Here is a 23,742-nt window from a genome sequence, read left to right on the forward strand (position 1 = left end):
CACGGCCCGGAAACGTGCGAGGCTGAGAACGTCCCGCCCACGCCCCCACCGCACCCGAGGAAACGCGAGCGATGAGCCCCGCCGATGGCGACCGTGACCCCCAGCGCATCCTGATCGTCGACGACGAGCCCGCCGTACGCGAAGCGCTCGAGCGCAGCCTCGCCTTCGAGGGGTACGGCACCGAGGTGGCCGTGGACGGCGCGGACGCGCTGGAGAAGGCGGCCGCGTACCGGCCGGACCTGGTGGTCCTCGACATCCAGATGCCCCGCATGGACGGCCTGACCGCCGCCCGCCGCATCCGCGGCACCGGGGACATGACCCCCATCCTGATGCTGACGGCCCGCGACACGGTCGGCGACCGGGTCACCGGGCTCGACGCCGGCGCCGACGACTACCTGGTCAAGCCGTTCGAGCTGGACGAGCTGTTCGCCCGGATCCGCGCGCTGCTGCGGCGCAGCTCCTACGCGGCGGCCGTGGCGGGCGCGGCCGACGACACGGACGTGCTGTCCTTCGCCGACCTGCGCATGGACCTCGCCACCCGCGAGGTCACCCGCGACGGGCGGCCGGTGGAACTGACCCGCACGGAGTTCACCCTGCTGGAGATGTTCCTGGCGCACCCGCGCCAGGTGCTCACCCGGGAGCAGATCCTGAAGGCGGTCTGGGGCTTCGACTTCGAGCCCTCGTCGAACTCGCTCGACGTGTACGTGATGTACCTGCGCCGCAAGACCGAGTCCGGCGGCGAGCCACGCCTCGTGCACACCGTGCGGGGCGTGGGGTACGTCCTGCGGCAGGGCGGCGCGGAGTGAGGCACGCGGTACGGCGGCTGCGTTCGCTGCCCCTCCGGTCCCGGCTGGCGCTGCTGGTCGCGGCTGCGGTGGCGTTCGCGGTGGCCGCGGTCTCGGTCACCTGCTGGTTCATCGTGCGGAGCCGGCTGTACGACGAGGTCGAGAACCGGCTCGCGAGCGCCAACACCCGGCAGCTGCTGGACGACACCCCCTATGTGACGGCGCTGCTGACCAGCTGCCCCCCGACGGCGGCGGGCGACTCCGGCGGCAGGCCGTCGTACTTCTACATGCAGCTGGTGCGGGCGGACGGCAAGGCCTGCGTCCTGCCCCAGTCCGAGGGCGTCCTCAAGGTCACGCGCACGGACCGGGAGACGGCCGCCAACCCCGACCTCAGCGTGCGCACCTTCCACAACAGCATCGACAGCGAGGGCAACGACGTGCGGGTTGCGGTCCTCGCCATCCCCCTGGAGGGCGGCCCCGACCTGCGGCCGTATCCCAATGCCGTGTTCACCATCGGGCTGTCCCTCAAGGACACCGAGAAGACCCTCGACGACCTCGCCCTGCTGCTCCTCGTCGTCTCCGGCGTGGGCGTCCTCGGCGCCGGGGCCGCCGGTCTCGCGGTGGCGCGCGCCGGGCTGCGGCCGGTCGACAAGCTGACCGAGGCGGTGGAGCACGTCGCCCGGACCGAGGACCTGACCATCCGGATCCCCGTGGAGGACGACAGCGAGGACGAGATCGCCCGGCTGTCCCGCTCCTTCAACTCGATGACGTCGGCGCTGGCCAGCTCCCGCGAGCTGCAGCAGCAGCTCATCGCGGACGCGGGCCACGAGCTGCGCACCCCGCTCACCTCGCTCCGTACCAACATCGAACTCCTCACCCGCAGCGAGGAGACCGGCCGCCCGATCCCGGAGGCCGACCGCAAGGCGCTGCTCGCATCGGTGAAGGCGCAGATGACGGAGCTCGCCTCGTTGATCGGCGATCTGCAGGAGCTGTCCCGTGCGGAGGGGCAGCGGGGCGAGCGGGTCCAGCTGATCGCCTTCCAGGACACCGTGGAGGACGCGCTGCGCCGGGCCCGGCTGCGCGGGCCGGAGCTGACGATCACGGCGGACCTGAGCCCCTGGTTCGTCCGGGCTGAGCCGTCCGCGATGGAACGGGCGATGGTCAACATCCTCGACAACGCGGTGAAGTTCAGCCCGGAGGGCGGCGCGGTCGAGGTGGTCCTGGAGGAGGGCGTGCTCACCGTCCGCGACCACGGGCCGGGCATCGCCGCCGACGAACTCCCCCACGTCTTCGACCGCTTCTGGCGCTCACCGAGCGCGCGGGCCCTGCCGGGCTCGGGCCTGGGCCTGTCCATCGTCGCCCGCACCGTCCAGCAGGCCGGCGGCGAGGTCGCGCTGACACCGGCGCCGGGCGGCGGCACGGTGGCGACGGTACGCCTGCCGGGCGCCCCGACCCCGCCCCCGGAGGGGCCGTACGGCACGGCCGCCTGAGGTCGGGGCAGCACTCGGGCGCCTGAGTTCCGCGGACGCCTGGGCGGCTGGGGTCGGTGCTCGACGTGCGGGAACGTGCGGCCGGTTCCCGGGGGTGCGCGCGACGTCGTCGGCGAGTCGGTGCGGAGCGCGGTGCGACGCGGGACGGGCCCTGCGGCCGGTGGCCCTGGGCGACCGACGAGCCGCATCTCCTCAGGCGGGGCGGCGCACCCTTACTCTCATACGCATGACCAGCGACGACACCGCACCGATCGCCCGCTCACTGGACACCTGCTCCGTGCTCTCCCCGGACCAGGCCGACGCCGTGCTCGGCCTGCTGGCGGTGGCCGCCCGCAACGACGGCCAGCAGGCGGTGTCCGAGCAGGGCCGGCTCCAGCTGCGCGGCGGCGCCCGTGAGGGCGTGTCCCACATGCTGCTCACCGTCGACGGCGAGCTCGTGGGGTACGCGCAGCTGGAGGACACCGATCCCGTGGAGGCGCCCGCCGCCGAGCTGGTCGTCCACCCGGCGCACCGCGGGCACGGCCACGGGCGGGTGCTCGGCTCCGCCCTCCTCGCCGCCTCGGGCAAGCGGCTGCGGGTGTGGGCGCACGGCGGGCACTCCGCCGCCCGGCACCTCGCGCAGGTCCTCGGGCTCACCCTCTTCCGTGAGCTGCGCCAGATGCGGCGGTCGCTCACCGACTTCGACCTGCCCGAGCCGCCGCTCCCCGCGGGCGTGACGGTACGGACGTTCGTCCCCGGCGAGGACGACGCCGCGTGGCTCGCCGTCAACGCCGAGGCCTTCGCCCACCACCCCGAGCAGGGCTCGCTCACCCAGCGGGACCTCGACGCCCGCGAGGCGGAGGCCTGGTTCGATCCGCGCGGGTTCTTCCTGGCCGAGCGGGAGGGCAGGGTGATCGGCTTCCACTGGACGAAGGTGCACGCGCAGGAGCGCCTCGGCGAGGTGTACGTGCTCGGCGTGCGCCCCGGCGCCCAGGGCGGCGGTCTCGGCCGGGCCCTGACCGTGATCGGGCTGCGGCACCTGGCCGCGCAGGGCCTGCCGACGGCGATGCTGTACGTCGACGCCGACAACAAGGCCGCGGTCTCCGTGTACGAGCGGCTGGGATTCAGCACCTACGAGACCGATCTGATGTACCGGACGGAAACCTGACCGGAGCCCTGGGACCCCGGACCGCCCTTCTGCCCGGAGACCTGACCGGACCCGGCCCGGAAACCTCGGCCCGGCCCTCTGCCCGGAGACCTGGCGGGGGATCTGGCCGGTGACCCGAACGGCCAGGCGGTACCCCGCACGGTCCCCGAGGCGGCCACACCGCCCCGCCCCACCGCCGTACGACCTGAACGCCCTGTGCCCGCACCGCCCTTCGAGGAGGGCGGTGCGGGCCGGACGCGGCCGTGCGGGGCGGCGGGGACGCCCCGGGGCCGCTCCCCGCTATCCCGCACGTCATGTCTCCGTAACCATCGATTCAGACGGGCTTGCGACGCTCGGGCAATGAAACCCGCCGCGCCAGAGCCTTCGCCGCCCCCCGAGGGCGCCACGGGGGACGGGAACGCTCCCGCCCCCTCGCGGCCCCGGCAGGCCGAGGGGACTCCCGTCGCCGCCGTGCTCCCGCCCGCGGCCTCCGACGCGCCTGTATTCCGCCCGGCGCGGAAGAATGGGTTCATGAGCCAGCCAGACACCCAGGCACAGGTCCAGCACCCGCAGCCCTCCGTGGGCTCCATAGCCGCCCACCGCCCGCACACCGTGGCGGCGGCGGTCTCCGACCTGGAACCCGACATCGATGCCGACCTCGACGGTTACGAGGAGTCGCAGGTAGACGGGGTACAGCTGCCACAGGGGCGATTCCTCGACCGGGAGCGCAGCTGGCTCGCCTTCAACGAGCGCGTCCTCGAACTCGCCGAGGACCCGAACACGCCCCTCCTGGAGCGGGCCAACTTCCTCGCGATCTTCGCCAGCAACCTGGACGAGTTCTTCATGGTCCGGGTGGCCGGCCTGAAGCGCCGGATCGCCACCGGGGTCGCCACCCGCTCCGCCTCCGGCCTCCAGCCCCGCGAGGTGCTGGAGATGATCTGGGCCCGCTCCCGCGAGCTCATGGCCCGGCACGCCGCCTGCTACCACGAGGACGTCGCCCCCGCCCTCGCGGAGGAGGGCATCCACCTGGTCCGCTGGAGCGAGCTGACCGAGAAGGAGCAGGCCCGCCTCTTCACGCTCTTCCGGCACCAGATCTTCCCGGTGCTCACCCCGCTGGCGGTCGACCCCGCGCACCCCTTCCCGTACATCTCCGGCCTGTCCCTGAACCTGGCCGTGGTCGTACGGAACCCGGTCACCGGCCACCGCCACTTCGCCCGCGTCAAGGTGCCGCCGCTGCTGTCCCGCTTCCTGGAGAGCTCCCCGGGCCGCTACGTCCCCGTCGAGGACGTCATCGCCGCGCACCTGGAGGAGCTGTTCCCGGGCATGGAGGTGCTGGAGCACCACGCCTTCCGGCTCACCCGCAACGAGGACCTGGAGGTCGAGGAGGACGACGCGGAGAACCTGCTCCAGGCGCTGGAGAAGGAGCTCATGCGGCGCCGCTTCGGGCCGCCGGTGCGCCTGGAGGTCGAGGAGTCCATCCACCGCGAGGTCCTGGACCTGCTGGTGCGCGAGCTGAAGATCAGCGAGGCCGAGGTGTACCCGCTGCCGGGTCCCCTGGACCTCACCGGCCTCTTCCGCATCCACAGCCTCGACCGGCCCGAGCTGAAGTACCCGAAGTTCGTCGCCGGCACCCACCGCGACCTCGCCGAGGTCGAGTCGGCCTCCGCGCCGGACATCTTCGCCGCGCTGCGCAGCCGGGACGTACTGCTGCACCACCCGTACGACTCCTTCTCGACCTCCGTCCAGGCGTTCCTGGAACAGGCCGCCGGCGACCCGGACGTGCTGGCGATCAAGCAGACCCTGTACCGGACCTCGGGCGACTCCCCCATAGTCGACGCGCTCATCGACGCGGCCGAGTCCGGCAAGCAGGTCCTCGTCCTGGTCGAGATCAAGGCCCGCTTCGACGAGCACGCCAACATCAAGTGGGCGCGCAAGCTGGAGGAGGCCGGCTGCCACGTCGTGTACGGCCTGGTCGGCCTGAAGACGCACTGCAAGCTGTCCCTGGTGGTCCGTCAGGAGGGCGACACCCTCCGCCGATACAGCCATGTCGGCACCGGCAACTACCACCCGAAGACGGCCCGCCTCTACGAGGACCTCGGCCTGCTGACCGCCGACCCGCAGGTGGGCGCCGACCTGTCCGACCTGTTCAACCGGCTCTCGGGCTACTCGCGCCGCGAGACCTACCGCCGGCTGCTGGTCGCCCCCAAGTCCCTGCGGGACGGCCTGGTCGCGCGGATCAACAAGGAAATCCAGCACCACCGTGCCGGGCGTCCCGCCTTCATCCGCATCAAGGTCAACTCGATGGTCGACGAGGCCGTCATCGACGCGCTGTACGGCGCGTCCCAGGCAGGGGTGCCCGTCGACATCTGGGTGCGCGGCATCTGCGCCGTGCGCCCCGGGGTCACCGGACTGTCGGAGAACATCCGCGTCCGCTCCATCCTCGGCCGCTTCCTGGAGCACTCCCGGGTGTTCGCCTTCGGCAACGGCGGCGAGCCCGAGGTGTGGATCGGCAGCGCCGACATGATGCACCGCAACCTCGACCGCCGGATAGAGGCCCTGGTCCGCGTCGTCGACCCGGCACACCGGGCGTCGCTCAACCGGCTCCTCGAGACCGGCATGTCCGACACCACCGCCTCCTGGCACCTCGGCCCGGACGGCGACTGGACCCGGCACGCGACCGACGCCGAGGGACAACCCCTGCGGAATATCCAGGAGATGCTCATAGACGCCCGGAGGCGCCGGCGTGGCAATGCAACACCCTGACCCGACGGACCCCACCGCCGGGCCGGTCCCCACCGACGCTCTCGCGGCCTATCTGCGGGCGCAGGCCACGGAGTTCCTCCGCGCGCTGCGCCTGCACCGCCAGGCGGGCCCCGGCGGCGGCTCCCCGTCCCGCGCGGAGGCGCGGACGGCGGACGACGGCCCGGCGGGCAACGGCTCCGCGGAGGCCGTCGACGCCGCGCGCGCCCTGCGCCGCTCGGCCCGCCGCATCAGCGGCAGCCTGCACACCTTCCGCCCCCTGCTGGAGGAGGGCTGGGCGGAGGAGATGCGGCCCGAACTCGCCTGGCTGTCTGGCACCCTGGCCCGTGAGCACGCCTACCAGGCCCGTCTGGAGCGGCTGTTGCTGGCCCTGCACCGGCTGTCGGGGTCGGCGGCCCTGCCCGCCCAGCCGGTGGGCGCGCTCGGCGCGGCCGTGGCCCGGTCCGGCGCGGAGGACCGGGCGGGCGCCGGTGCCGTCCCCGGCTCTACGACCCCGGCGGAGGCGCCCGGCGGCCACCGCGGCGCGGCCCCGGTGCCGGACCGCGGCAGCCTGACCGTCGGCGCGGCGAAGGCGGGCGCCCTGCTCGACCGCCAGCTGACCCTGGCCCGGACCCGGGCACACTCCACCGCCCTCCAGGCCCTCGGCTCCTCCCGCTTCCACGCGGTCGCCGACAAGGTGGCCGTACTCGCCAGCGACGTCCCGCTGGTTCCCGGCGCGGCGACCGCCGACCTGCGCCCGCTCGCCGCCGCCGCGCGGGAGCGGCTGGCGGACGCGGTCGCCGCGCTGCCGCTGCTCACCGCGGGCAGCCCGTACAACGCGGAGGCGCTGATCCACGGCCTGTCCCCGGACCCGTCCCCCCACCCGCAGGACGCGCCCTGGCACCAGGTCCGCCTGCTGCTGCGCCTGCACCGGTACGCCCGCGAGGTGCTGCACGGCGACAGCGCGCCCGTCGACGTACGGCTGCCGGAGGCCGGCCAGGCGCTCGACCGGCACCGTGACGCCTCGGAGGCCGCGGCCGCCGCGGCCGCCGCGGCCCGCACGCCCCGGATCGCGCCGACCACCGCGTACGCGCTCGGCGTGCTCCACGCCGACCAGCGGCACGAGGTGGAGGCGGCGCGGTTCGCCTTCCAGCAGTCCTGGCAGAAGCAGACGGTCAGCGCTCCCTGAGGAGGCGGTGAGCAACCGGTGAGTCCCGCGAAGGACACCGTCGTCCTGGCGTCCGGGTGCGTCCTGTGGCGCCGTTCCCCGGTGGACCGCGCGCTCGAGGTGTGCCTGGTGCACCGGCCCAAGTACGACGACTGGTCGTGGCCCAAGGGCAAGCTCAAACGGGGCGAGGACCCGCTCGCCGGGGCCCTGCGCGAGGTCGAGGAGGAGACGGGCCACACCGCCGTGCCCGGCGCCGAGCTGCGCACCGTGCGGTACATGGCGGGCGGGCGTCCCAAGCGGGTCCGCTACTGGGCGGCCGAGGCCACGGGCGGCCGCTTCGTCCCCAGCGACGAGGTGGACCGCGTGCTCTGGCTCTCCCCCGCCGCCGCCCGCAGCCGCCTGACCCAGTACCGCGACCGCGACCTCGTGGACGACCTGCTGGCCACCCTCCGCCACGCCTGACCGGCGGCCCCGCGGGGACGTGAACGGATCAGGCCTCCGACCGCCACCCACGGGCCGGACCGGATCGGGGCTCAGCCCCCCGGGGGGGCCCGGACCGATCAGGCTCCGTCCGCCGCTCAAGCGGCCGGGATCCGATCAGGGCTCCGTCGCGTGGCCCCGGGCGTCCGTGCGGGCCAGGCTGCGCGCCCGGCGGGCCGGACCGCGCCAGCCGCAGACGCAGTGGGCCACGCAGAAGCGGCCCTGTTCGACGGTCGTCGTGCGGTGAACCTGATCCTCACGGTCAGGGTCGAGCCCCTCCTGCTGCGCCACGCCCCCACCGTACCCACACCGGGTGAACGGCTCCTATCCCCGTGCGACGGACGGCGCCGCCGCGTGACGGGGCTCCCTACCCGTCGTTAACCGGAACGACAGGGGGTCCCGTGACGGACGTACCGGCTGGGGGTAGGCAGACGATGGCGGAGCGACAGCAGCGGCAGGCGAGCGGGGCGGTGCTCGCGGCGGGACTGATGGTCTGTGCGTGCGCCACGGGCTGCGCCGGCGGCGGCGCGGCCGCTCAGGACGGGCGCGCCGCGGCCGACCCGGTGCGGACCCTGCGCAAGGCCGCCGACACCCTGCTGGCGGCGGGCAGCTCCCAGGCCCGTACGTCGATGGAGATGGCAACCGGCGGGACCCGGGTGACCATCCGCGGCGAGGGTGCCTACGACTTCCGCGGGCAGCTCGGCCGGCTGACGGTGATGCTGCCGCAGGACCCGGCCGGCACCGTCCCGCACCGGCCGATCACCGAACTCCTCGCGCCGGGCGCGCTGTTCATGAAGAACCGTGGCGCGGGCGTACCGGCCGACAAGTGGGTGCGGGTGGAGACCGCCACGCTGTCCGACGGCAATCTCGTCACCGGTGGCGCCACCGACCCGTTGGCCGCGGCCGAGGTGCTGCGCGGGACGCGCACGGCGACGTACGTGGGGAGGACCGAGCTGGCGGGCGTCGAGGTGCGGCACTACCGGGGCACCGCCGATCTCGCCCTGGCCGCGAAGAGCGCCGGCGCGTCCGGCGGGGCGGCCCTGCGGGCGGCGGCGAAAGGGTTCGCCACGGCCACCGTCCCGTTCGACGTCTACCTCGACGACCAGGGGCGCATCCGCAAGGTCAGGCACCGGTTCAGCTTCGTCAACGGGCAGCACGAGGGCACGGTCGCCGTCTTCTCCACGACCCTGCTCTACGCCTTCGGGACCCCCGTGACCGTACGGCTGCCGAAGGCGGAAGACATCTACGCCGGGCGGATCGCCGAGAAATGACCGGCGAACTAGCCCGTCCGTGCCATGCGCGCCGTGCAGGCCGCTCCCTACCCTAGGAAGTCGGTGACGGCAGAGAAGAGGTGACGCACGTGGCTCCGGTCGGCGGTACGGCAGTTCAGGACCACGTGGCCCTCGCCGAGATCGAACTGTGCGGGGAGCTGATCATCGCCGCCTCGGCGGCCGAGGAACGGCTCAGCCTGGAGAGCATCGACGAGGTGCTGAGGGTGGCCGAGGAACGCGCGGACGCCCCGCGCGGCTGACCCGGCGCGGACGCCCCGCGCGCCCGGCTCGGCACGCACGCCGCCCCGAGCGACGAGAACCGGCCACCCGCACGCCGGGCGGACACGCCGGTACGGCGCTCAGGTGCGCAGCAGCCGCCCGATCGCCTTCGTCGCCTCCTCGACCTTCGCGTCGATCTCGGTACCGCCCTTGAGGGCCGCGTCCGCGACGCAGTGGCGCAGGTGCTCCTCCAGCAGTTGCAGGGCGAAGGACTGCAGGGCCTTGGTGGAGGCGGACACCTGGGTGAGTATGTCGATGCAGTAGACGTCCTCGTCGACCATCCGCTGCAGGCCGCGGATCTGGCCCTCGATCCGGCGCAGCCGCTTGAGGTGCTCGTCCTTCTGCTGGTGGTAGCCGTGCACGCCGCGGTCGTGGTCCGTCACCACGTCGCCCGCGCCCTCGGAGGGCACCGCCGCCCCGGCCTCGGTGGTCGTCATAGCGGCCTCCCTCTCAGAACGATCCCGACACGCGATCCCCGACATATACCCCCACAGGGTATATCCTAGCGGACTTTGCTGGGTATACGCCCTGTGGCCGAAGCCGAGCGCGGAGGCCGGACCGGCCCCCGGTACCGCCCCCGTGCGGAGCACCGTGCCCGATGGGCGACACTGGAGGACGGCCCCTTAGCCGTGGCCGGATGATGCGCTTAGCATCATCCTGACCGAAACCGAAGCATCCTGAGGACCCCACGTGCGCTTTCGTCTGACCCCCAGGGAGACGAGCTTCTACGACATGTTCGCCGCCTCCGCGGACAACATCGTCACGGGCTCGAAGCTCCTGATGGAACTGCTCGGGGCGGATTCTTCCGCCCGGGCCGAGATCGCAGAGCGTATGCGGGCAGCGGAACACGCCGGTGACGACGCCACGCACGCGATCTTCCACCAGCTGAACTCCTCCTTCATCACGCCCTTCGACCGCGAGGACATCTACTCCCTCGCGTCGTCCCTCGACGACATCATGGACTTCATGGAGGAGGCCGTCGACCTGGTCGTCCTCTACAACGTCGAGGAACTGCCCAAGGGCGTCGAGCAGCAGATCGAGGTCCTGGCGCGGGCGGCGGAGCTGACCGCCGAGGCGATGCCGCACCTGCGGACCATGGACAACCTCACCGAGTACTGGATCGAGGTGAACCGCCTGGAGAACCAGGCGGACCAGATCCACCGCAAGCTGCTGGCGCACCTGTTCAACGGCAAGTACGACGCGATCGAGGTGCTCAAGCTCAAGCAGATCGTGGACGTGCTGGAGGAGGCGGCGGACGCCTTCGAGCACGTGGCCAACACGGTGGAGACCATCGCGGTCAAGGAGTCCTGAGGCGTCCATGGACACCTTCGCTCTCATTCTGACCATCCTGGTCGCGCTCTTCTTCGCCTATACCAACGGCTTCCACGACTCGGCGAACGCCATCGCCACCTCGGTGTCGACGCGTGCGCTCACGCCGCGCGCGGCGCTGGCGATGGCGGCGGTGATGAACCTCGCCGGCGCCTTCCTCGGCAGCGGGGTCGCCAAGACGGTCAGCGAAGGCCTGATCGCGACGCCCACCGGCGGCAAGGGCATGGGCATCCTCTTCGCGGCCCTGCTCGGCGCCATCGTCTGGAACCTGGTCACCTGGTACTTCGGGCTGCCCTCGTCCTCCTCGCACGCGCTGTTCGGCGGCATGGTGGGCGCGGCGCTCGCGGGCGGTACGCAGGTCCACTGGTCCGGGGTGCTGGACAAGATCGTCACCCCCATGTTCCTGTCTCCGGTCGTCGGCCTGATCGTCGGCTACCTGGTGATGACCGCGATCATGTGGATCTTCCGCCGGGCCAACCCGCACAAGGCCAAGCGCGGCTTCCGCATAGCGCAGACGGTGTCGGCGGCCGGCATGGCGCTCGGCCACGGCCTGCAGGACGCCCAGAAGACCATGGGCGTCGTGGTGATGGCCCTGGTCATCGCCGACGTCGAGGACTACGGCGACCCGATCCCGGTGTGGGTGAAGCTGGTCTCCGCGATGATGCTGTCGCTGGGCACCTACGCGGGCGGCTGGCGCATCATGCGGACGCTCGGCCGCAAGATCATCGAGCTGGACCCGCCGCAGGGCTTCGCGGCGGAGACGACGGGCGCGTCGATCATGTTCACCACGGCGTTCCTGTTCAAGGCGCCGATCTCGACCACGCACGTGATCACCTCGGCGATCATGGGTGTCGGCGCGACGAAGCGGGTGAACGCGGTGCGCTGGGGCGTCGCCAAGAACATCGTCCTGGGCTGGTTCATCACCATGCCGGCGGCGGCGATCGTGGCCGCCTGCACCTTCTGGCTGATCGACCTGGCGATCCTGTAGGACGGCACCGGCCGGCCGCACGATCCCCCGGGGATCGTGCGGCCGGACCGCCGGGCAAGACAGCGGGCCCGCCCCCGGGAGCCGGGGGCGGGCCCTTCTGCGTCCTCGCGGTGGCACCGCCATGCAGCACCGCGAGGGTCTCGGGCGGGCCGCCGATCAGCCGAAGCGGCCCGAGATGTAGTCCTCCGTGGCCTGCACGGACGGGTTGGAGAAGATCCGCTCGGTGTCGTCGATCTCGATCAGCCGGCCCGGCTGGCCGACCGCGGCCAGGTTGAAGAAGGCCGTACGGTCAGACACGCGCGCCGCCTGCTGCATGTTGTGCGTCACGATGACGATCGTGAACCGTTCCTTCAGCTCACCGATCAGGTCCTCGATGGCGAGCGTCGAGATCGGGTCCAGGGCCGAGCAGGGCTCGTCCATGAGCAGCACCTTGGGCTCGACCGCGATCGCGCGGGCGATGCACAGCCGCTGCTGCTGACCGCCGGAGAGGCCCGAGCCGGGCTTGTTGAGGCGGTCCTTCACCTCGTTCCAGAGGTTCGCGCCCCTGAGCGACTTCTCCACGATGTCGCTGAGCTCGCTCTTCCTGTGGTTGCCGTTCAGCCGCAGGCCCGCCGCCACGTTGTCGAAGATCGACATGGTGGGGAAGGGGTTCGGGCGCTGGAAGACCATGCCGACCTCGCGGCGGACGGAGACCGGGTCGACCCCGGTGCCGTACAGGTCCTCGTCGTCGAGGAGCACCTTGCCCTCGACCCGGCCGCCGGGGGTGACCTCGTGCATCCGGTTGAGCGTGCGCAGGAACGTCGACTTGCCGCATCCGGACGGGCCGATGAACGCCGTCACCGAGCGCGGCTCGACGGTCATCGAGATGTCCTCGATCGCCTTGTGGGAGCCGTAGTACGCGGTGAGTCCGCTGACGTCGATTCGCTTGGCCATGACTACTTCTTCACTTCCAGTCGTCGGTCGCTGAGTGGCCGCGTCAGCGACCGGTCTTCGGGGCCTTCCAGCGGGCGATGCCGCGGGCCACCAGGTTGAGGATCATCACGAAGGCGATGAGGGTGAGGGCCGCGGCCCAGGCACGGTCGTAGGCCGCGCCGGATCCCGAGCTGTTCGCGTACTGCTGGTAGATGTACAGCGGCAGCGAGGCCTGCGGGTCCTTGAAGGGGTTGGTGTTGATGAACTGCGTTCCCCAGACCAGCAGCAGAACGGGTGCGGTCTCACCGGTGATGCGCGCGATCGCGAGCATCACGCCCGTGACGATGCCGCCGATGGAGGTCGGCAGCACCACCTTGAAGATGGTGCGCCACTTGGGGACGCCCAGCGCGAGGGAGGCCTCGCGCAGCTCGTTCGGTACGAGCTTGAGCATCTCCTCGGTGGAGCGGACCACCACGGGCATCATCAGGATCGACAGGGCGAGTGAACCGGCGAAGCCGGAGTAGCCCATCTTGAGGATCAGGATCCAGAAGCTGAGGACGAACAGGCCGGCGACGATCGACGGGATGCCGGTCATGACGTCGACGAAGAAGGTGATGGCCCGCGCGAGCCTGCCGCGGCCGTACTCGACCAGGTAGATCGCGGTGAGGACACCGATCGGCACGGCGATCAGGGTGGCCAGGGCGACCTGCTCCAGGGTGCCGAGCAGGGCGTGGTAGATGCCGCCGCCCGGCTGGGTGTCGGCGACGCCGGCCATCGAGTGGCTCAGGAAGTACCCGTCGAGGACCTTCACGCCGCGCTTGGCGGTCTCCCAGACCAGGGAGGCCAGCGGGACGACGGCGACGAGGAAGCAGCCCCAGACGAGGCTGGTCGCGATGCGGTCCCGGGCCTGCCTGCGGCCCTCGACGCGGGCCGCGACGACGTAGGTGGCGAGGACCGCGAGCACGGCCGCGATCAGGCCCCACTGCGCCTTGCTCCGCAGGCCGGTGCCCAGGCCGATGCCCACGGCGACGGCGACGGAGCCCGCGAGGACGGCCACCGGGAACCACTTGGGCAGGCTCGCGCCGCGCAGGGAACCGGTGCGCTTGTCGGTGACGGCTGGCGTGGTCATGCGTTGGCCCCCGAGTACTCCTTGCGGCGGTTGATGATCATGCGGGCCGCGCCGTTGACGAGCAGGGTGATGACGAACAGGACGAGGCCGGAGGCGATCAGCGCGTCCTGGCCGAACTCGGTGGCCTCGTTGAACTTGCTCGCGATGTTCTGGGCGAACGTGCCGCCGCCCGGGTCGAGCAGGCTGGCCTTGATGTCGAAGGTCGGGGAGAGGACGGTCGCGACGGCCATCGTCTCGCCGAGGGCGCGGCCGAGGCCGAGCATCGAGGCGGAGATCACGCCGGAGCGGCCGAAGGGCAGCACCGACATGCGGATGACCTCCCAGCGCGTGGCGCCGAGAGCCAGGGCGGCCTCCTCGTGCATCCGCGGGACCTGGCGGAAGACCTCACGGCTCACGTTGGTGATGATCGGCAGGATCATGATCGCCAGCAGGATGCCGACGGTGAGCAGCGAGCGGGCGGCACCGCCCTGCCAGGACAGGACGCCGGTCCAGCCGAAGTAGTCGTCGAGCCAGGTGTACAGGCCGCTCAGGTGCGGCACCAGCACGAGGGCGCCCCACAGGCCGTAGACGATGGACGGCACGGCGGCCAGCAGGTCGATCACGTAGGCGATCGGACCGCTGAGCCGGCGCGGGGCGTAGTGCGTGAGGAAGAGCGCGATACCGACGGCGATCGGGACCGCGATGGCCATGGCGACGATCGAGGAGACGACCGTGCCGAAGGCGAGCACCGCGATGCCGAACTCGGGCGGCAGCACGTTGGTGTTCCACTCGAAGGTGGTGAGGAAGTTCCCGTGGTCCTTGCTGATGGCGAGGGAGGCACGGTAGGTGAGGAAGACCGCGATCGCGGCCATGATCACCAGCAGCAGAATGCCCGAGCCGCGGGAGAGACCGAGGAAGATCCGGTCGCCGGGTCGGGTGGCGCCGCGGGCGGCGCGCTTCTGGGCGCCCGGGGTCGGCCGGGGCGTCGGGGGAGCTGCGTCGGTTTGCTGTGTGGATATGTCCATCGGGTTCTCCGGTCTGCGGAGCCGTTCTCGGCGTTCGGCTCCTGGCGGCGGTGCACCGGACGGTGCGGCCCGGCCCCGACTCAGGGTCGGGGGACCGGGCCGCACTCCTGGATCAGCTCAGGCCCTCGATGGTGGTGCGGACCTTGGAGATGATCTCGGCGGGGATCGGGGCGTAGGAGGCGTCGGTCAGCATCTTCTGGCCGTCCTCGGACGCGGTGTAGGCGAGGAAGGACTTGACGGCCGGCAGGGTCGCGGCCTTGTTGCCCTTGTCGCAGGCGATCTCGTAGGTGACCAGGGTCAGCGGGTAGGCGCCGTCCTCCTTGGGCTCGTAGTTGAGCTTCAGGGCGAGGTCCTTGCCGGTGCCGGTGACCTGGGCGGAGGCGATCGCCTTGGTGGCGTTCTCCACGGTGGCCTTGGCCGGGGTGGCGGCGCCGGTCTTCAGGTCGACGGTCTTGACGCCGTCGGCGGCGTAGGAGAGCTCGAAGTAGGAGATCGCGCCCGCGGTCTGCTTCACCTGCTGCGCCAGGCCGGAGGAGCCCTGCGCGGACTGGCCGCCCTTGGCCTGCCAGGCCTTGCCGCCCGAGTACGGCCAGTCGCTCTTGGCGGTGGCGATCAGGTACTTGGTGAAGTTGTCCGTGGTGCCGGACTCGTCCGAGCGGTGGAACGCCTGGATCTTCAGGTTGGGAAGCTTGGCGCTCGGGTTCAGCTTCTTGATCGCCGCGTCGTTCCAGTTGGTGATCTTGCCGTTGAAGATCTTGGCGAGGGTGGACGGGTCCAGGACCAGGCTGTCCACGCCCGGCACGTTGAAGCCGATCGCGATCGGGCCGCCGACCATGGGCAGGTCGATGGCCTGGCCGCCGGAGCACACCTTCTTCGACTGGGCGATCTCCTCCGGCTTCAGCGGGGAGTCCGAACCGGCGAACGCGGTCTGGCCCTGCAGGAAGGCGGTGATACCCGCACCCGAACCGGTCGGGTTGTAGTTGAGCTGCACGCCCTTGCAGGCCTGGCCGTACTGCGTGTTCCAGGCGTCGATGGCGTTCTTCTGCGCCGAGGAACCGGAGGCCTGGAGCTGACCCTGGGCGTCGCCGCACTTGATGTTGCCCGGAGCCGCCGCGGCGGAGGACTTGCTGCCGCTGCCGCCGCCGCTGTTGTTGTCGGAGCCGCACGCCGTGAGGGCCAGGGCGCCGGAGACGGCGAGGACGCCGAGAGCGAGGGCCCGCCGGTTCTTGCGCTGAAGCATCACTTGAGGGATTTCCTTCCTGAAGCCGCCGTCCTGATCGGCGGCGTGCGAAGTGTGAGTGACGCCGACGCGCAGACATGCGCATCAGCACCGCGTACGGCCGAAATTAGGCAGAAGAGGTGAAGCCGCCGATGGCCGGAAGTGAACGCGGGGTGAACCCCTGCCGTCGGTGCGGTGAGGTCACGGAATGCTTACGGGGAGGGCACGTCCCGGTCCCGACGCCTCCTGTTCCCACCCGTCTCCGGCGGCCGTGGAACCCCCGGGTACCCGTTTCCGTCTCGATCCACGGAAGTCGACCGGGGGAGGCGCGGGGACATGGAACGGCGTGTGTTCATCGGGGGCGGGGCCGCGGCGGCCGCGGCGATCGCCACGGCCGCGTGCAGCGGCGGCGCGCAGGGCGCGCCGGCCGGGACGGGCCGGAGCACCATCACGGGGAGGTCCGCCTCCTCGCGCACACCGCTGAGGACGGCCGGCGCGGCCGCGGCCGCCGACTGGGTCGCCCTCGGCCGCGAGCTGGACGGCACCCTGCTCCGGCCCGGCGACGCCTCCTGGACGACGGCCCGCTCGCTCTACAACACCCGCTTCGACACCCTCCGCCCCGCGGCGGTCGCGTACGTGGCGCACGCCGACGACATCCGCACGGCCCTGTCGTACGCCCGCGCCCACCACGTCCCCGTGTCCATCCGCAACGGCGGCCACTCCTACGCGGGCTGGTCGTCCGGCGACGGCCGGCTGATCCTCGACGTCTCCCGGCTGAACCGGATCCGCGCGAGCGGCGGCTCGGCGGTGGTCGGCGCCGGCGCCAAGCTGATCGACGTCTACCGGGCGCTCGCCGCGAAGGGCGTGACCATACCGGCCGGCTCCTGCCCCACCGTGGGCGTCTCGGGCCTCGTGCTCGGCGGCGGCCACGGCGTGGTGTCCCGGGCCTACGGCCTGACCTGCGACAGCCTCACCCGGGCGACCCTGGTCACGGCCGACGGCAGGCAGCTGACCGCGAGCGCGACCGAGAACAAGGACCTCTTCTGGGCGCTGCGCGGCGCCGGCAACGGCAACTTCGGCGTGGTGACCGAACTGGAGTTCCGCACCCACCCGGCGCCGCAGGCCGTGTCGGCGTACCTGACCTGGCCGTGGGCACGGGCGGCCGCGGTGGTGCGGGCGTGGCAGGAATGGGGTCCCGGCCAGCCGGACGAGATCTGGTCCTCGCTGCACCTGGCGAACACGCCGGGCGGCACTCCGACGGTGTCCGTGGCCGCGTTCTCGCTGGGCACCTACGGCGAACTGCAGAACGCGGTGGACCGGCTGGCCGCCGCGATCGGCGCCCGCGCGAGCCGCGTCTCGCTCAGGCGTCACTCGTACGAGGAGGCCATGGAGGCCTACGCCGGCTGCTCGTCCTTCCCGACGGAGGCCCAGTGCCACCTGCCGGGCTCCACCCCGGGCCGCTCCCCGCGGGGCGCGCTCGGCCGGGAGACGTACGCGGCCCGCTCGGACTTCTTCGACCGCTCCCTGTCGGCGGCCGGCATCGGCACGCTGCTGGCGCAGCTGCGGTCGGTGCGGGGCGGGGCGGGCAGCGTCGCGCTCACCGCGCTCGGCGGGGCGGTCAACCGCGTCTCCCCCACGGCGACGGCCTTCGTGCACCGCCGCTCCCGGATGCTGGCCCAGTACATCGCCTCCTGGCGGGCGGGCACGAGCGGCGGCCCGGCCCAGTCCTGGCTGACCTCGGCCCACGACGCCATGCGGCCGTACGCGTCCGGCGCGGCCTATCAGAACTACACCGACCCCACGCTCCGCGACTGGCGCAAGGCGTACTACGGGGACGCGGCGGCCCGCCTGACGAAGGTGAAGCGGCAGTACGACCCGGAACGCTTCTTCTCGTTCCCGCAGGCGCTGTAGGGGGCGGGCTCCCGTACGGGGGCTCGGTGGAAGTGGCCGCCGGTGGGAGCGGCCGCCGTGGAGGCGGCCGCCGTGAAGGCTAGGCGGCCAGGTCCCGCTCTCCGGTGGCTCCGGTGCGCTCGTCGGCCCGGGTCTCCTGGACCAAGGGGTCCCTGCCGCCGTCGGACCGCCGCCGCGCGCGCACCAGCCGGCCGCCCCACGCCGACCCCTCGACCGCCTTGAGCACCGGCGTCAGCAGGGCCATGGCGAGCGGCGACAGCAGCAGCGCGACCGCCGTGCCGAGGGCGAAGCCTCCGACGACGTCCGTCGGGTAGTGCACCCCCATGTAGACCCGGCAGAACCCTTCGAGCAGCGCGAGCCCGATCCCGGCCAGCCCGAAGCGCCGGTCGGCCACGAACAGCGCGACGCCCATCGCCATGGTGATCGTGGCGTGGTCGCTCACGAACGAGTAGTCGGTCTTGCCGGAGACCAGCACGTCCAGGCCTCGATGGGCGAGGAAGGGCCGGGGGCGCTCCACGAAGCCCCGGATGGGCACGTTCACCAGGACCGCGAGGCCGGCCGCGAGCGGCGCCCACACCAGTGCGGCGATCTGCGTCGCCGCGTCCTCGCCGCCCCGGCGGCGCACGGACCACCAGCACCACAGCACCAGCAGCACCATGGCGAACAGCAGCCCGAACTCGCCGACGTACTCCATGACCCGGTCGAACCAGTGCGGTGCGTCCTTGGCCAGGCCATTGATGTCGTAGAGCAGGTTGACGTCGGGGTTCGACCCGGATTCGGCGAGTCCAGCCATGGTGCTGCGGCCCCTTCGTCGCGTTCTGACGGGCGCACCCTGTGTGCGCCTCTCCTGCCCACCCCCGTGGTCGTAGATCCGCTTCCGCTGCCCGCGCGTGGGACACGCGCTCCGTACGACGTCCGCTCGGCTACGTCAACAGGAACGCACGACCCCGATTGATACGTTCCACACTCCACCGAATGATCACGCAGACGTTATCGAAGAGAGACTCGTCATCGCAGCTCAGGGGGTGGGTTCACGCTCGGTTTCACACCTTGGTGGGGAGCGCTTTCGCGCCATCCTCGGTTACCCGGGTGGCCCCGAAGTAGTCCGGCGTGTCGATGGGGTCGAACCGGATCACGGCCCCCGGCCGCGGCGCGTCGATCATGTAGCCGCCGCCGACGTAGATGCCCACGTGCCGGATGGCCCGTGAATTGGTCAGGTCGTCCGAGAAGAACACCAGGTCGCCGGGGAGCAGTTCGTCCCGCTCGGGATGCGGCCCGGCGTTGTACTGGTCGTTGGCGACCCGAGGCAGCGTGATCCCCACATTCTCGTACGCGGCCTTGGTCAGCCCCGAGCAGTCGAACCGCCCGCCCTGGTCGGCGGTGCCGTTGCCGCCCCACAGATAGGGCGTGCCGAGCTTGCCCTGCGCGTAGGAGATGGCCCCGGCGGCCTGCTCGGACGGATCCACCCGGGTGACGGGCGCGGCGAAGCTCTTCTCCAGCGTCGTGATGGTCTTCACGTAGTTCTGGGTCTCCGAGTACGGCGGCACTCCCCCGTACCTGATGACCGCGTCCGCACCCGCGTTGTACGCGGCGAGCATGTTGTGCGTCGCGTTCCCGGGCACGGTCCGCACGTACCTGGCGAGTTCGCAGTCGTAGGAGGCGGCCGACGGGATCGCGTCGGCCGGGTTCCACACGTTGCGCTCGCCGTCGCCGTCGCCGTCGATGCCGTGGGTGGCCCAGGTGCCGGGGATGAACTGCGCTATGCCCTGGGCCGCGGCCGCGCTCCGGGCGTTCGGGTTGAACCCGCTCTCCTGGTACAACTGGGCGGCCAGCAGGGCGGGGTTGATGGCAGGGCAGAGGTTGCCCCATTTCTGCACCAGGGGCTGGTAGGCGGCGGGCACGGATCCCTTCGCGAGTCCCACGGTGCCGCCGGCCACGCCGTTGACGATGTTCCCGGCGACGACGTACACCCCGACGACGAGCAGCGTCACGAAGGCGAACGTGGAGCCGACGGCGGCGATCGTCACGATCCATGCCCTACGCACCGTCAACCGCCCTCCGTGGCCCGGGAGTCCGCCCACGTCAGTCTAGAGGCGGCTCCCGTGCTTCGGGGATGATCACACACACGGAGAAAACGGCACGTGGCGGCGCCACAGCCGGCCCTTCGGCCGGCCCCGGGCAACCCGGGTGCGGTGCAAGACGCTTACACGCCAAACCTGGCCGGGCCGAGGTGCCGGATCCACGGGGTCGCGCCGACCGGGAACGTCACGATCCCCGGCGCCCGCCCGTCACGGGTCGCCCGCCGCGTCCGCGTAGAGGTGCGCGGCCTCCGCACCGAAGGCGACGCTGTAGGAGGTGTTCGCGGTCGTCCCGCCGTGGTCGTGTCCGCCGAGCACGCCGACGACCTCGCGGTCGCCGTTGATCCACGGGCTGCCGCTGGTGCCGCCGGTGAACCCGGGGCAGTCGATGCGCTGCTGGGTGCTGCTGTGGGCGCGCGGCTTGTTGGTGCAGCTGATCGGCGTCTCACGGGAGTTGGGGTAGCCGGTGAGCGTCACCGCGGTGGCGCCTGTGGCCATGCCGGTGACGAAGCGGTTGCCGCCGACCGTGTCCTCGACGCCCCTGCCGCCCTGCTCGCCGAGGACGGCGAAGGCGACGTCGCTGTCCTCGTCCTGGTCCCTGGTCCACCCGCCGGGCAGGAAGCGCCTCTTGACCCGCCAGACCCCGAAGGGCGCCCCACCGTCCCGGTAGCCGGGCGCGAACACCAGGTCCTTGTCGCCGCCCAGGCAGTGGGCCGCGGTGACGATCAGGTTGTGGTGCGGACTGTGCACGACGGACGCGGTGCAGTAGTGGTGTCCGGCGAGGTCGCCGGCCTTGCCGGCGGCGAACAGCGCCCCGACCCGCGCGCTCTGCGTGGTCGTCTCGGCCACGGCGGTCACCCCGAGCGGGCCGGGCCCGTCGTCGGCGGCGGCGACGGACGCCGAGGTGGCGGCCAGCAGCACCAGGGCGCCGAACAGCGCGTACTGCCGGGGACCGGTACGGGAGCGGGCGTGATGGGCGGGGCTCTTGGTACCTGAGGTGCGCTTCATCAGGCCCCACTCTGTCCCAGGAAGGTGAGAAACCCGTCCCGACTTCACCGAGATTTTTCCCGGAACGCCCGATCACAGCAGCCTGACCCCACCGGTCCCGTCGGAGCCGAGCCCGCCGGTCCCCGTCCGAGCCGGAACCGCCCGTCTCGTCGGGGCCGAACCAGCCGGGCCCGCCGGAGCCCGCCCTGGCCGGACCCAGCCCGACCGGCGTGAGGCCGCCCGATCGGAAACGTCACGGCCGGGCCTGCCGTGGCCGCGACCGTCGCGGCCCGACCGACCCGCTGAGCCCCGAATTCCCCGTCCGCGCCTCCGTCACACCCCGGCCGTCAGGGGGAAGCCCACCCCCGTCAACTCCTCCGAGACCGTCCACAGCCGGCGGGCCGTGTCGGGGTCGCTCGCGGCGGGCGTGCGGCCCACCAGCGTGGGGGCGCCCCGCATCTCCGCCGGGCCGCTGGGGCCCACATAGCTCGCCCCGGGCAGGTCCTGGGTCGCGGCGTAGAGCGTCGGCAGGGCGCCCGCCCGGTCGTCCTGGGCCAGGAACCGGTTGCCGAACTGCATGACCGCGCGCACGACCGGGTTGGCGGTGTGGCTCTGCAGGTTGGTGGCCGCCCAGCCGGGGTGGGCCGCCACGGCGCGGACGGGCGAGCCGGACTCGGTCAGCCGGCGCTGGAGCTCCAGGGTGAAGAGCAGGTTCGCCAGCTTCGACTGGGCGTAGGCGCGTTGCGGGGTGTAGCCGACGTCCTGGTTCAGGTCGTCGAAGTCGATCCGGACCCGGCCCCAGCGGTGGGCGCTCGAGGACACCGTGACCACGCGGCCGGTGACGCGGGGCAGAAGCAGGTTCGTCAGCGCGAAGTGGCCCAGGTGGTTGGTGCCGAACTGCGTCTCGAAGCCGTCCTTCGTCCGCTGCTTGGGGAGCATCATGACGCCGGCGTTGTTGATCAGCAGGTCCAGCGGGGCCGTCCAGGAGGCGGCGAAGTCCCGCACGGAGGCCAGGTCGGCCAGGTCCAGGCGCCGGACCTCGGTGCTGCCGGGCATCCGGCTCGCGGCCGCCCGGCCCCGCTCCGGGTCCCGTACGGCGAGGACCACGTGTGCGCCCGCCCGCGCCAGCGCGTCGGCGGCCGCGAAGCCGATGCCGCTGTTGGCGCCGGTGACCACGGCGGTACGGCCGGAGAGGCCGGGAAGGTCGGTCGTGTTCCAGTCGTGCTTGCGCGGACTGCGCGCGCCGCCCGCGGCGGAGGTGGTGTCAGCCATACCCGCAATGTAGGCGACGCCAACAATGCTGTCAATGACAACAATGATGACGGCAACAACTATGCTGGCATCGACTACATCGGGTTACCATGACACCCATGCCATCCCAGCGCCCCTACCACCACGGAGACCTGCGTGCCGCCCTGCTGACGGGCGCCGAGCGCACGCTGCGTGACCGGGGAGCCGCCGCCCTCTCCCTGCGCGAACTGGCCCGAGACACCGGCGTCAGCCACGCCGCCCCGGGTCGGCACTTCAAGGACAAGCAGGCCCTCCTCGACGCCCTGGCGCTGACCGGTTTCGAACGGCTGGCGCAGACCCTGGAGAGCGCCGACGAGCCCGCGCGGCCACTGGAGCGGCGACTCGCCGCGCTGGCGCGCGCCTACCTCGGGTTCGCCGTCGACAACGCGGCACTGCTGGAGCTGATGTTCGCCCGCAAGCACGACCCCGAGGTCTCCGAGCAGCTCGCCGCCGCCGTCGACCGGTCCGTGGGGTCCTTCACCCGGCTCATCGCGGACGCCCAGCGGCGGGGCGAGATCGTGGCGGGCGATCCCGAGCGCATCACCCTCGCCGCGGCCGCCGGCATCCACGGCCTCGCCGCCTTCGTCGCCAACGGGAGCCTGCCGCCCGACGAGGCCCTCGCCGGCCTCGACGAGCACGTCCACCTCCTGCTGCACGGCCTCCGGCCCCGCTGACGCCTCCTCAGCCGTCCGGCCGGGCCGCACCCCTGACTCCGAAGCGTGAGAACATCGGGTCGACCCCTCACTCGACCGGCCGTCAGAAACCGCGCCCAGCCGGAGAAGGGTCAACGACTCAACCACACGACAGGTTTCGGTTCTCCTTCATTGCCCGGCGTGACCTGCCGTGATACACAGAGTGACCACACTCGCGTTCGTTCACCTCCCCACCTCCGTCCGGCCGCTCGGCACGCGGCGGTGGCAAGGTATTCGTACGAAACCCGCCAACCAATGACGCCAAGTCGACATGCCTGGGCGTGATTGTCGGCGAGAATGAGGCCTGACCTCTGCACGCCCGCAGGGGGACGCGGAACTACCCAACAGGGGCGGTGACTTACATGCTCTTTGCGGCCGACAAGGGAGACATCAACACCATCATCGGCGGGATCGCTCCGGACTGGGGGCCCTTCGGCAGCCTGGGCAACGAGGCGAAGGTGATGATCGAGGTGGTGATGGCGGTGGCCATCCTGCTCTGCCTCGGCATCGCCGTCTGGGGCGCCGCCAAGCAGCGCATCGGCGCCACGGCCCTGCGCGACACGTTCAGTGCCGAACAGGGCAAGGGCCTCATCATCGCGGGGCTGACAGGGGTGTTCATCATCGGCTCGCTCGGCACGCTCTTCACCATCGTGTACGGCATGGCCGTGTAACCGGCGCATGACCCGCGCGCGCGTGCGCATGCCACCCCACCGGCGTCGTCGGCCGGTGCCCCCGGGCGCGCCCGGTGCCCCCGCCGCCCCCACCCACCCACCGTGCCCACCGGCCGAGGTTGCGTTTCCCTGATGTCGAGTCATTACACCGCGCCCGCGCGGGAACCAGCACGGCTACCGTCGTACTTCCACGC

The 23,742-nt window shown here is 72.0% G+C and carries 23 protein-coding genes; 13 read left to right on the plus strand and 10 right to left on the minus strand.

Annotated features, from left to right (window positions below; genetic code table 11):
* The first annotated feature begins 71 nt into the window (after positions 1–71).
* From ACF1A5_RS20470 to ACF1A5_RS20495, 6 genes are all read left to right on the plus strand, one after another.
* A complete protein-coding gene (locus tag ACF1A5_RS20470) occupies positions 72–806 on the plus strand; it encodes a response regulator transcription factor (RefSeq protein ID WP_392194271.1) in 735 nt (244 codons plus the stop codon).
* Positions 803–2,275, plus strand: coding sequence for a sensor histidine kinase (locus ACF1A5_RS20475; protein ID WP_392194272.1), 1,473 nt, complete (start codon positions 803–805; stop codon positions 2,273–2,275). Before ACF1A5_RS20470 ends, ACF1A5_RS20475 begins: the two co-directional genes overlap by 4 nt.
* 226 nt (positions 2,276–2,501) lie before the next feature.
* Positions 2,502–3,422 carry a mycothiol synthase gene (gene mshD, locus ACF1A5_RS20480; protein WP_392194273.1) on the plus strand — a complete coding sequence of 307 codons (921 nt, stop codon included), beginning with the start codon at positions 2,502–2,504 and terminating at the stop codon, positions 3,420–3,422.
* 510 nt (positions 3,423–3,932) lie between these two features.
* Positions 3,933–6,164 (plus strand): RNA degradosome polyphosphate kinase, encoded by a 2,232-nt coding sequence (locus ACF1A5_RS20485; RefSeq protein ID WP_392194274.1) that lies wholly within the window; start codon positions 3,933–3,935, stop codon positions 6,162–6,164.
* The gene (locus tag ACF1A5_RS20490; protein WP_392194275.1) at positions 6,145–7,329 is read left to right on the plus strand and encodes a CHAD domain-containing protein; all 1,185 of its coding nucleotides are present in this window, start codon (positions 6,145–6,147) and stop codon (positions 7,327–7,329) included. The genes ACF1A5_RS20485 and ACF1A5_RS20490 overlap by 20 nt, the downstream gene beginning before the upstream one ends.
* A gap of 18 nt (positions 7,330–7,347) precedes the next feature.
* Positions 7,348–7,770 carry an NUDIX hydrolase gene (locus ACF1A5_RS20495; protein ID WP_392194276.1) on the plus strand — a complete coding sequence of 141 codons (423 nt, stop codon included), beginning with the start codon at positions 7,348–7,350 and terminating at the stop codon, positions 7,768–7,770.
* Between the two features lie 135 nt (positions 7,771–7,905).
* Here the strand turns inward: ACF1A5_RS20495 and ACF1A5_RS20500 are convergent, their stop codons facing one another.
* Positions 7,906–8,079, minus strand: a complete 174-nt coding sequence (locus tag ACF1A5_RS20500) for a hypothetical protein (RefSeq protein WP_392194277.1) — start codon at positions 8,077–8,079, stop codon at positions 7,906–7,908.
* A gap of 143 nt (positions 8,080–8,222) precedes the next feature.
* Between ACF1A5_RS20500 and ACF1A5_RS20505 the strand changes: the two genes are divergently transcribed.
* Complete coding sequence (locus ACF1A5_RS20505) at positions 8,223–9,059, plus strand: hypothetical protein (protein WP_392194278.1); 837 nt, start codon at positions 8,223–8,225, stop codon at positions 9,057–9,059.
* Between the two features lie 80 nt (positions 9,060–9,139).
* Positions 9,140–9,319: a hypothetical protein gene (locus ACF1A5_RS20510; RefSeq protein WP_392194279.1), complete on the plus strand. Its 180-nt coding sequence runs from the start codon at positions 9,140–9,142 to the stop codon at positions 9,317–9,319.
* A 99-nt stretch (positions 9,320–9,418) separates the two neighbouring features.
* Here the strand turns inward: ACF1A5_RS20510 and ACF1A5_RS20515 are convergent, their stop codons facing one another.
* Entirely contained in the window at positions 9,419–9,775 is a 357-nt protein-coding gene (locus ACF1A5_RS20515; protein ID WP_356186475.1) for a metal-sensitive transcriptional regulator, read from the minus strand.
* Between the two features lie 253 nt (positions 9,776–10,028).
* Between ACF1A5_RS20515 and ACF1A5_RS20520 the strand changes: the two genes are divergently transcribed.
* Complete coding sequence (locus tag ACF1A5_RS20520) at positions 10,029–10,649, plus strand: DUF47 domain-containing protein (RefSeq protein WP_028797706.1); 621 nt, start codon at positions 10,029–10,031, stop codon at positions 10,647–10,649.
* Between the two features lie 7 nt (positions 10,650–10,656).
* Positions 10,657–11,655, plus strand: coding sequence for an anion permease (locus ACF1A5_RS20525; RefSeq protein WP_392194280.1), 999 nt, complete (start codon positions 10,657–10,659; stop codon positions 11,653–11,655).
* A gap of 156 nt (positions 11,656–11,811) precedes the next feature.
* Here ACF1A5_RS20525 and pstB read toward each other — a convergent pair whose 3' ends face one another.
* The 4 genes from pstB to pstS form a co-directional block, all read right to left on the minus strand.
* A complete protein-coding gene (gene pstB / locus ACF1A5_RS20530) occupies positions 11,812–12,588 on the minus strand; it encodes a phosphate ABC transporter ATP-binding protein PstB (RefSeq protein ID WP_392194281.1) in 777 nt (258 codons plus the stop codon).
* Between the two features lie 43 nt (positions 12,589–12,631).
* Positions 12,632–13,696, minus strand: a complete 1,065-nt coding sequence (gene pstA / locus ACF1A5_RS20535) for a phosphate ABC transporter permease PstA (RefSeq protein WP_392194282.1) — start codon at positions 13,694–13,696, stop codon at positions 12,632–12,634.
* The gene (pstC, locus tag ACF1A5_RS20540; protein WP_392194283.1) at positions 13,693–14,700 is read right to left on the minus strand and encodes a phosphate ABC transporter permease subunit PstC; all 1,008 of its coding nucleotides are present in this window, start codon (positions 14,698–14,700) and stop codon (positions 13,693–13,695) included. The genes pstA and pstC overlap by 4 nt, the downstream gene beginning before the upstream one ends.
* A gap of 112 nt (positions 14,701–14,812) precedes the next feature.
* On the minus strand, positions 14,813–15,943 hold the full coding sequence (pstS, locus tag ACF1A5_RS20545; protein ID WP_392194284.1) for a phosphate ABC transporter substrate-binding protein PstS: 1,131 nt from the start codon (positions 15,941–15,943) through the stop codon (positions 14,813–14,815).
* A 312-nt stretch (positions 15,944–16,255) separates the two neighbouring features.
* Here pstS and ACF1A5_RS20550 point away from each other — a divergent pair, with 312 nt between their 5' ends.
* Positions 16,256–17,830, plus strand: coding sequence for an FAD-binding oxidoreductase (locus tag ACF1A5_RS20550; protein ID WP_392194285.1), 1,575 nt, complete (start codon positions 16,256–16,258; stop codon positions 17,828–17,830).
* A 79-nt stretch (positions 17,831–17,909) separates the two neighbouring features.
* Here ACF1A5_RS20550 and ACF1A5_RS20555 read toward each other — a convergent pair whose 3' ends face one another.
* The 4 genes from ACF1A5_RS20555 to ACF1A5_RS20570 all read right to left on the minus strand — a co-directional run bounded on the left by ACF1A5_RS20555 (position 17,910) and on the right by ACF1A5_RS20570 (position 22,167).
* Positions 17,910–18,623 (minus strand): phosphatase PAP2 family protein, encoded by a 714-nt coding sequence (locus tag ACF1A5_RS20555; RefSeq protein WP_392194286.1) that lies wholly within the window; start codon positions 18,621–18,623, stop codon positions 17,910–17,912.
* 250 nt (positions 18,624–18,873) lie between these two features.
* On the minus strand, positions 18,874–19,875 hold the full coding sequence (locus tag ACF1A5_RS20560; protein WP_392194309.1) for an NlpC/P60 family protein: 1,002 nt from the start codon (positions 19,873–19,875) through the stop codon (positions 18,874–18,876).
* Positions 19,876–20,118: 243 nt separating this feature from the next.
* Positions 20,119–20,916 (minus strand): trypsin-like serine peptidase, encoded by a 798-nt coding sequence (locus ACF1A5_RS20565; RefSeq protein ID WP_392194287.1) that lies wholly within the window; start codon positions 20,914–20,916, stop codon positions 20,119–20,121.
* Positions 20,917–21,228: 312 nt separating this feature from the next.
* Complete coding sequence (locus ACF1A5_RS20570) at positions 21,229–22,167, minus strand: oxidoreductase (protein WP_392194288.1); 939 nt, start codon at positions 22,165–22,167, stop codon at positions 21,229–21,231.
* An 89-nt stretch (positions 22,168–22,256) separates the two neighbouring features.
* Here ACF1A5_RS20570 and ACF1A5_RS20575 point away from each other — a divergent pair, with 89 nt between their 5' ends.
* Together ACF1A5_RS20575 and ACF1A5_RS20580 are read left to right on the plus strand one after the other, a co-directional pair.
* Positions 22,257–22,859 (plus strand): TetR/AcrR family transcriptional regulator, encoded by a 603-nt coding sequence (locus ACF1A5_RS20575; RefSeq protein WP_392194289.1) that lies wholly within the window; start codon positions 22,257–22,259, stop codon positions 22,857–22,859.
* A 380-nt stretch (positions 22,860–23,239) separates the two neighbouring features.
* Positions 23,240–23,548, plus strand: coding sequence for a hypothetical protein (locus ACF1A5_RS20580; protein ID WP_014673544.1), 309 nt, complete (start codon positions 23,240–23,242; stop codon positions 23,546–23,548).
* Positions 23,549–23,742: the final 194 nt, after the last annotated feature.

Source organism: Streptomyces sp. NPDC014864 (assembly GCF_043081525.1).
Lineage (GTDB): Bacteria > Actinomycetota > Actinomycetes > Streptomycetales > Streptomycetaceae > Streptomyces.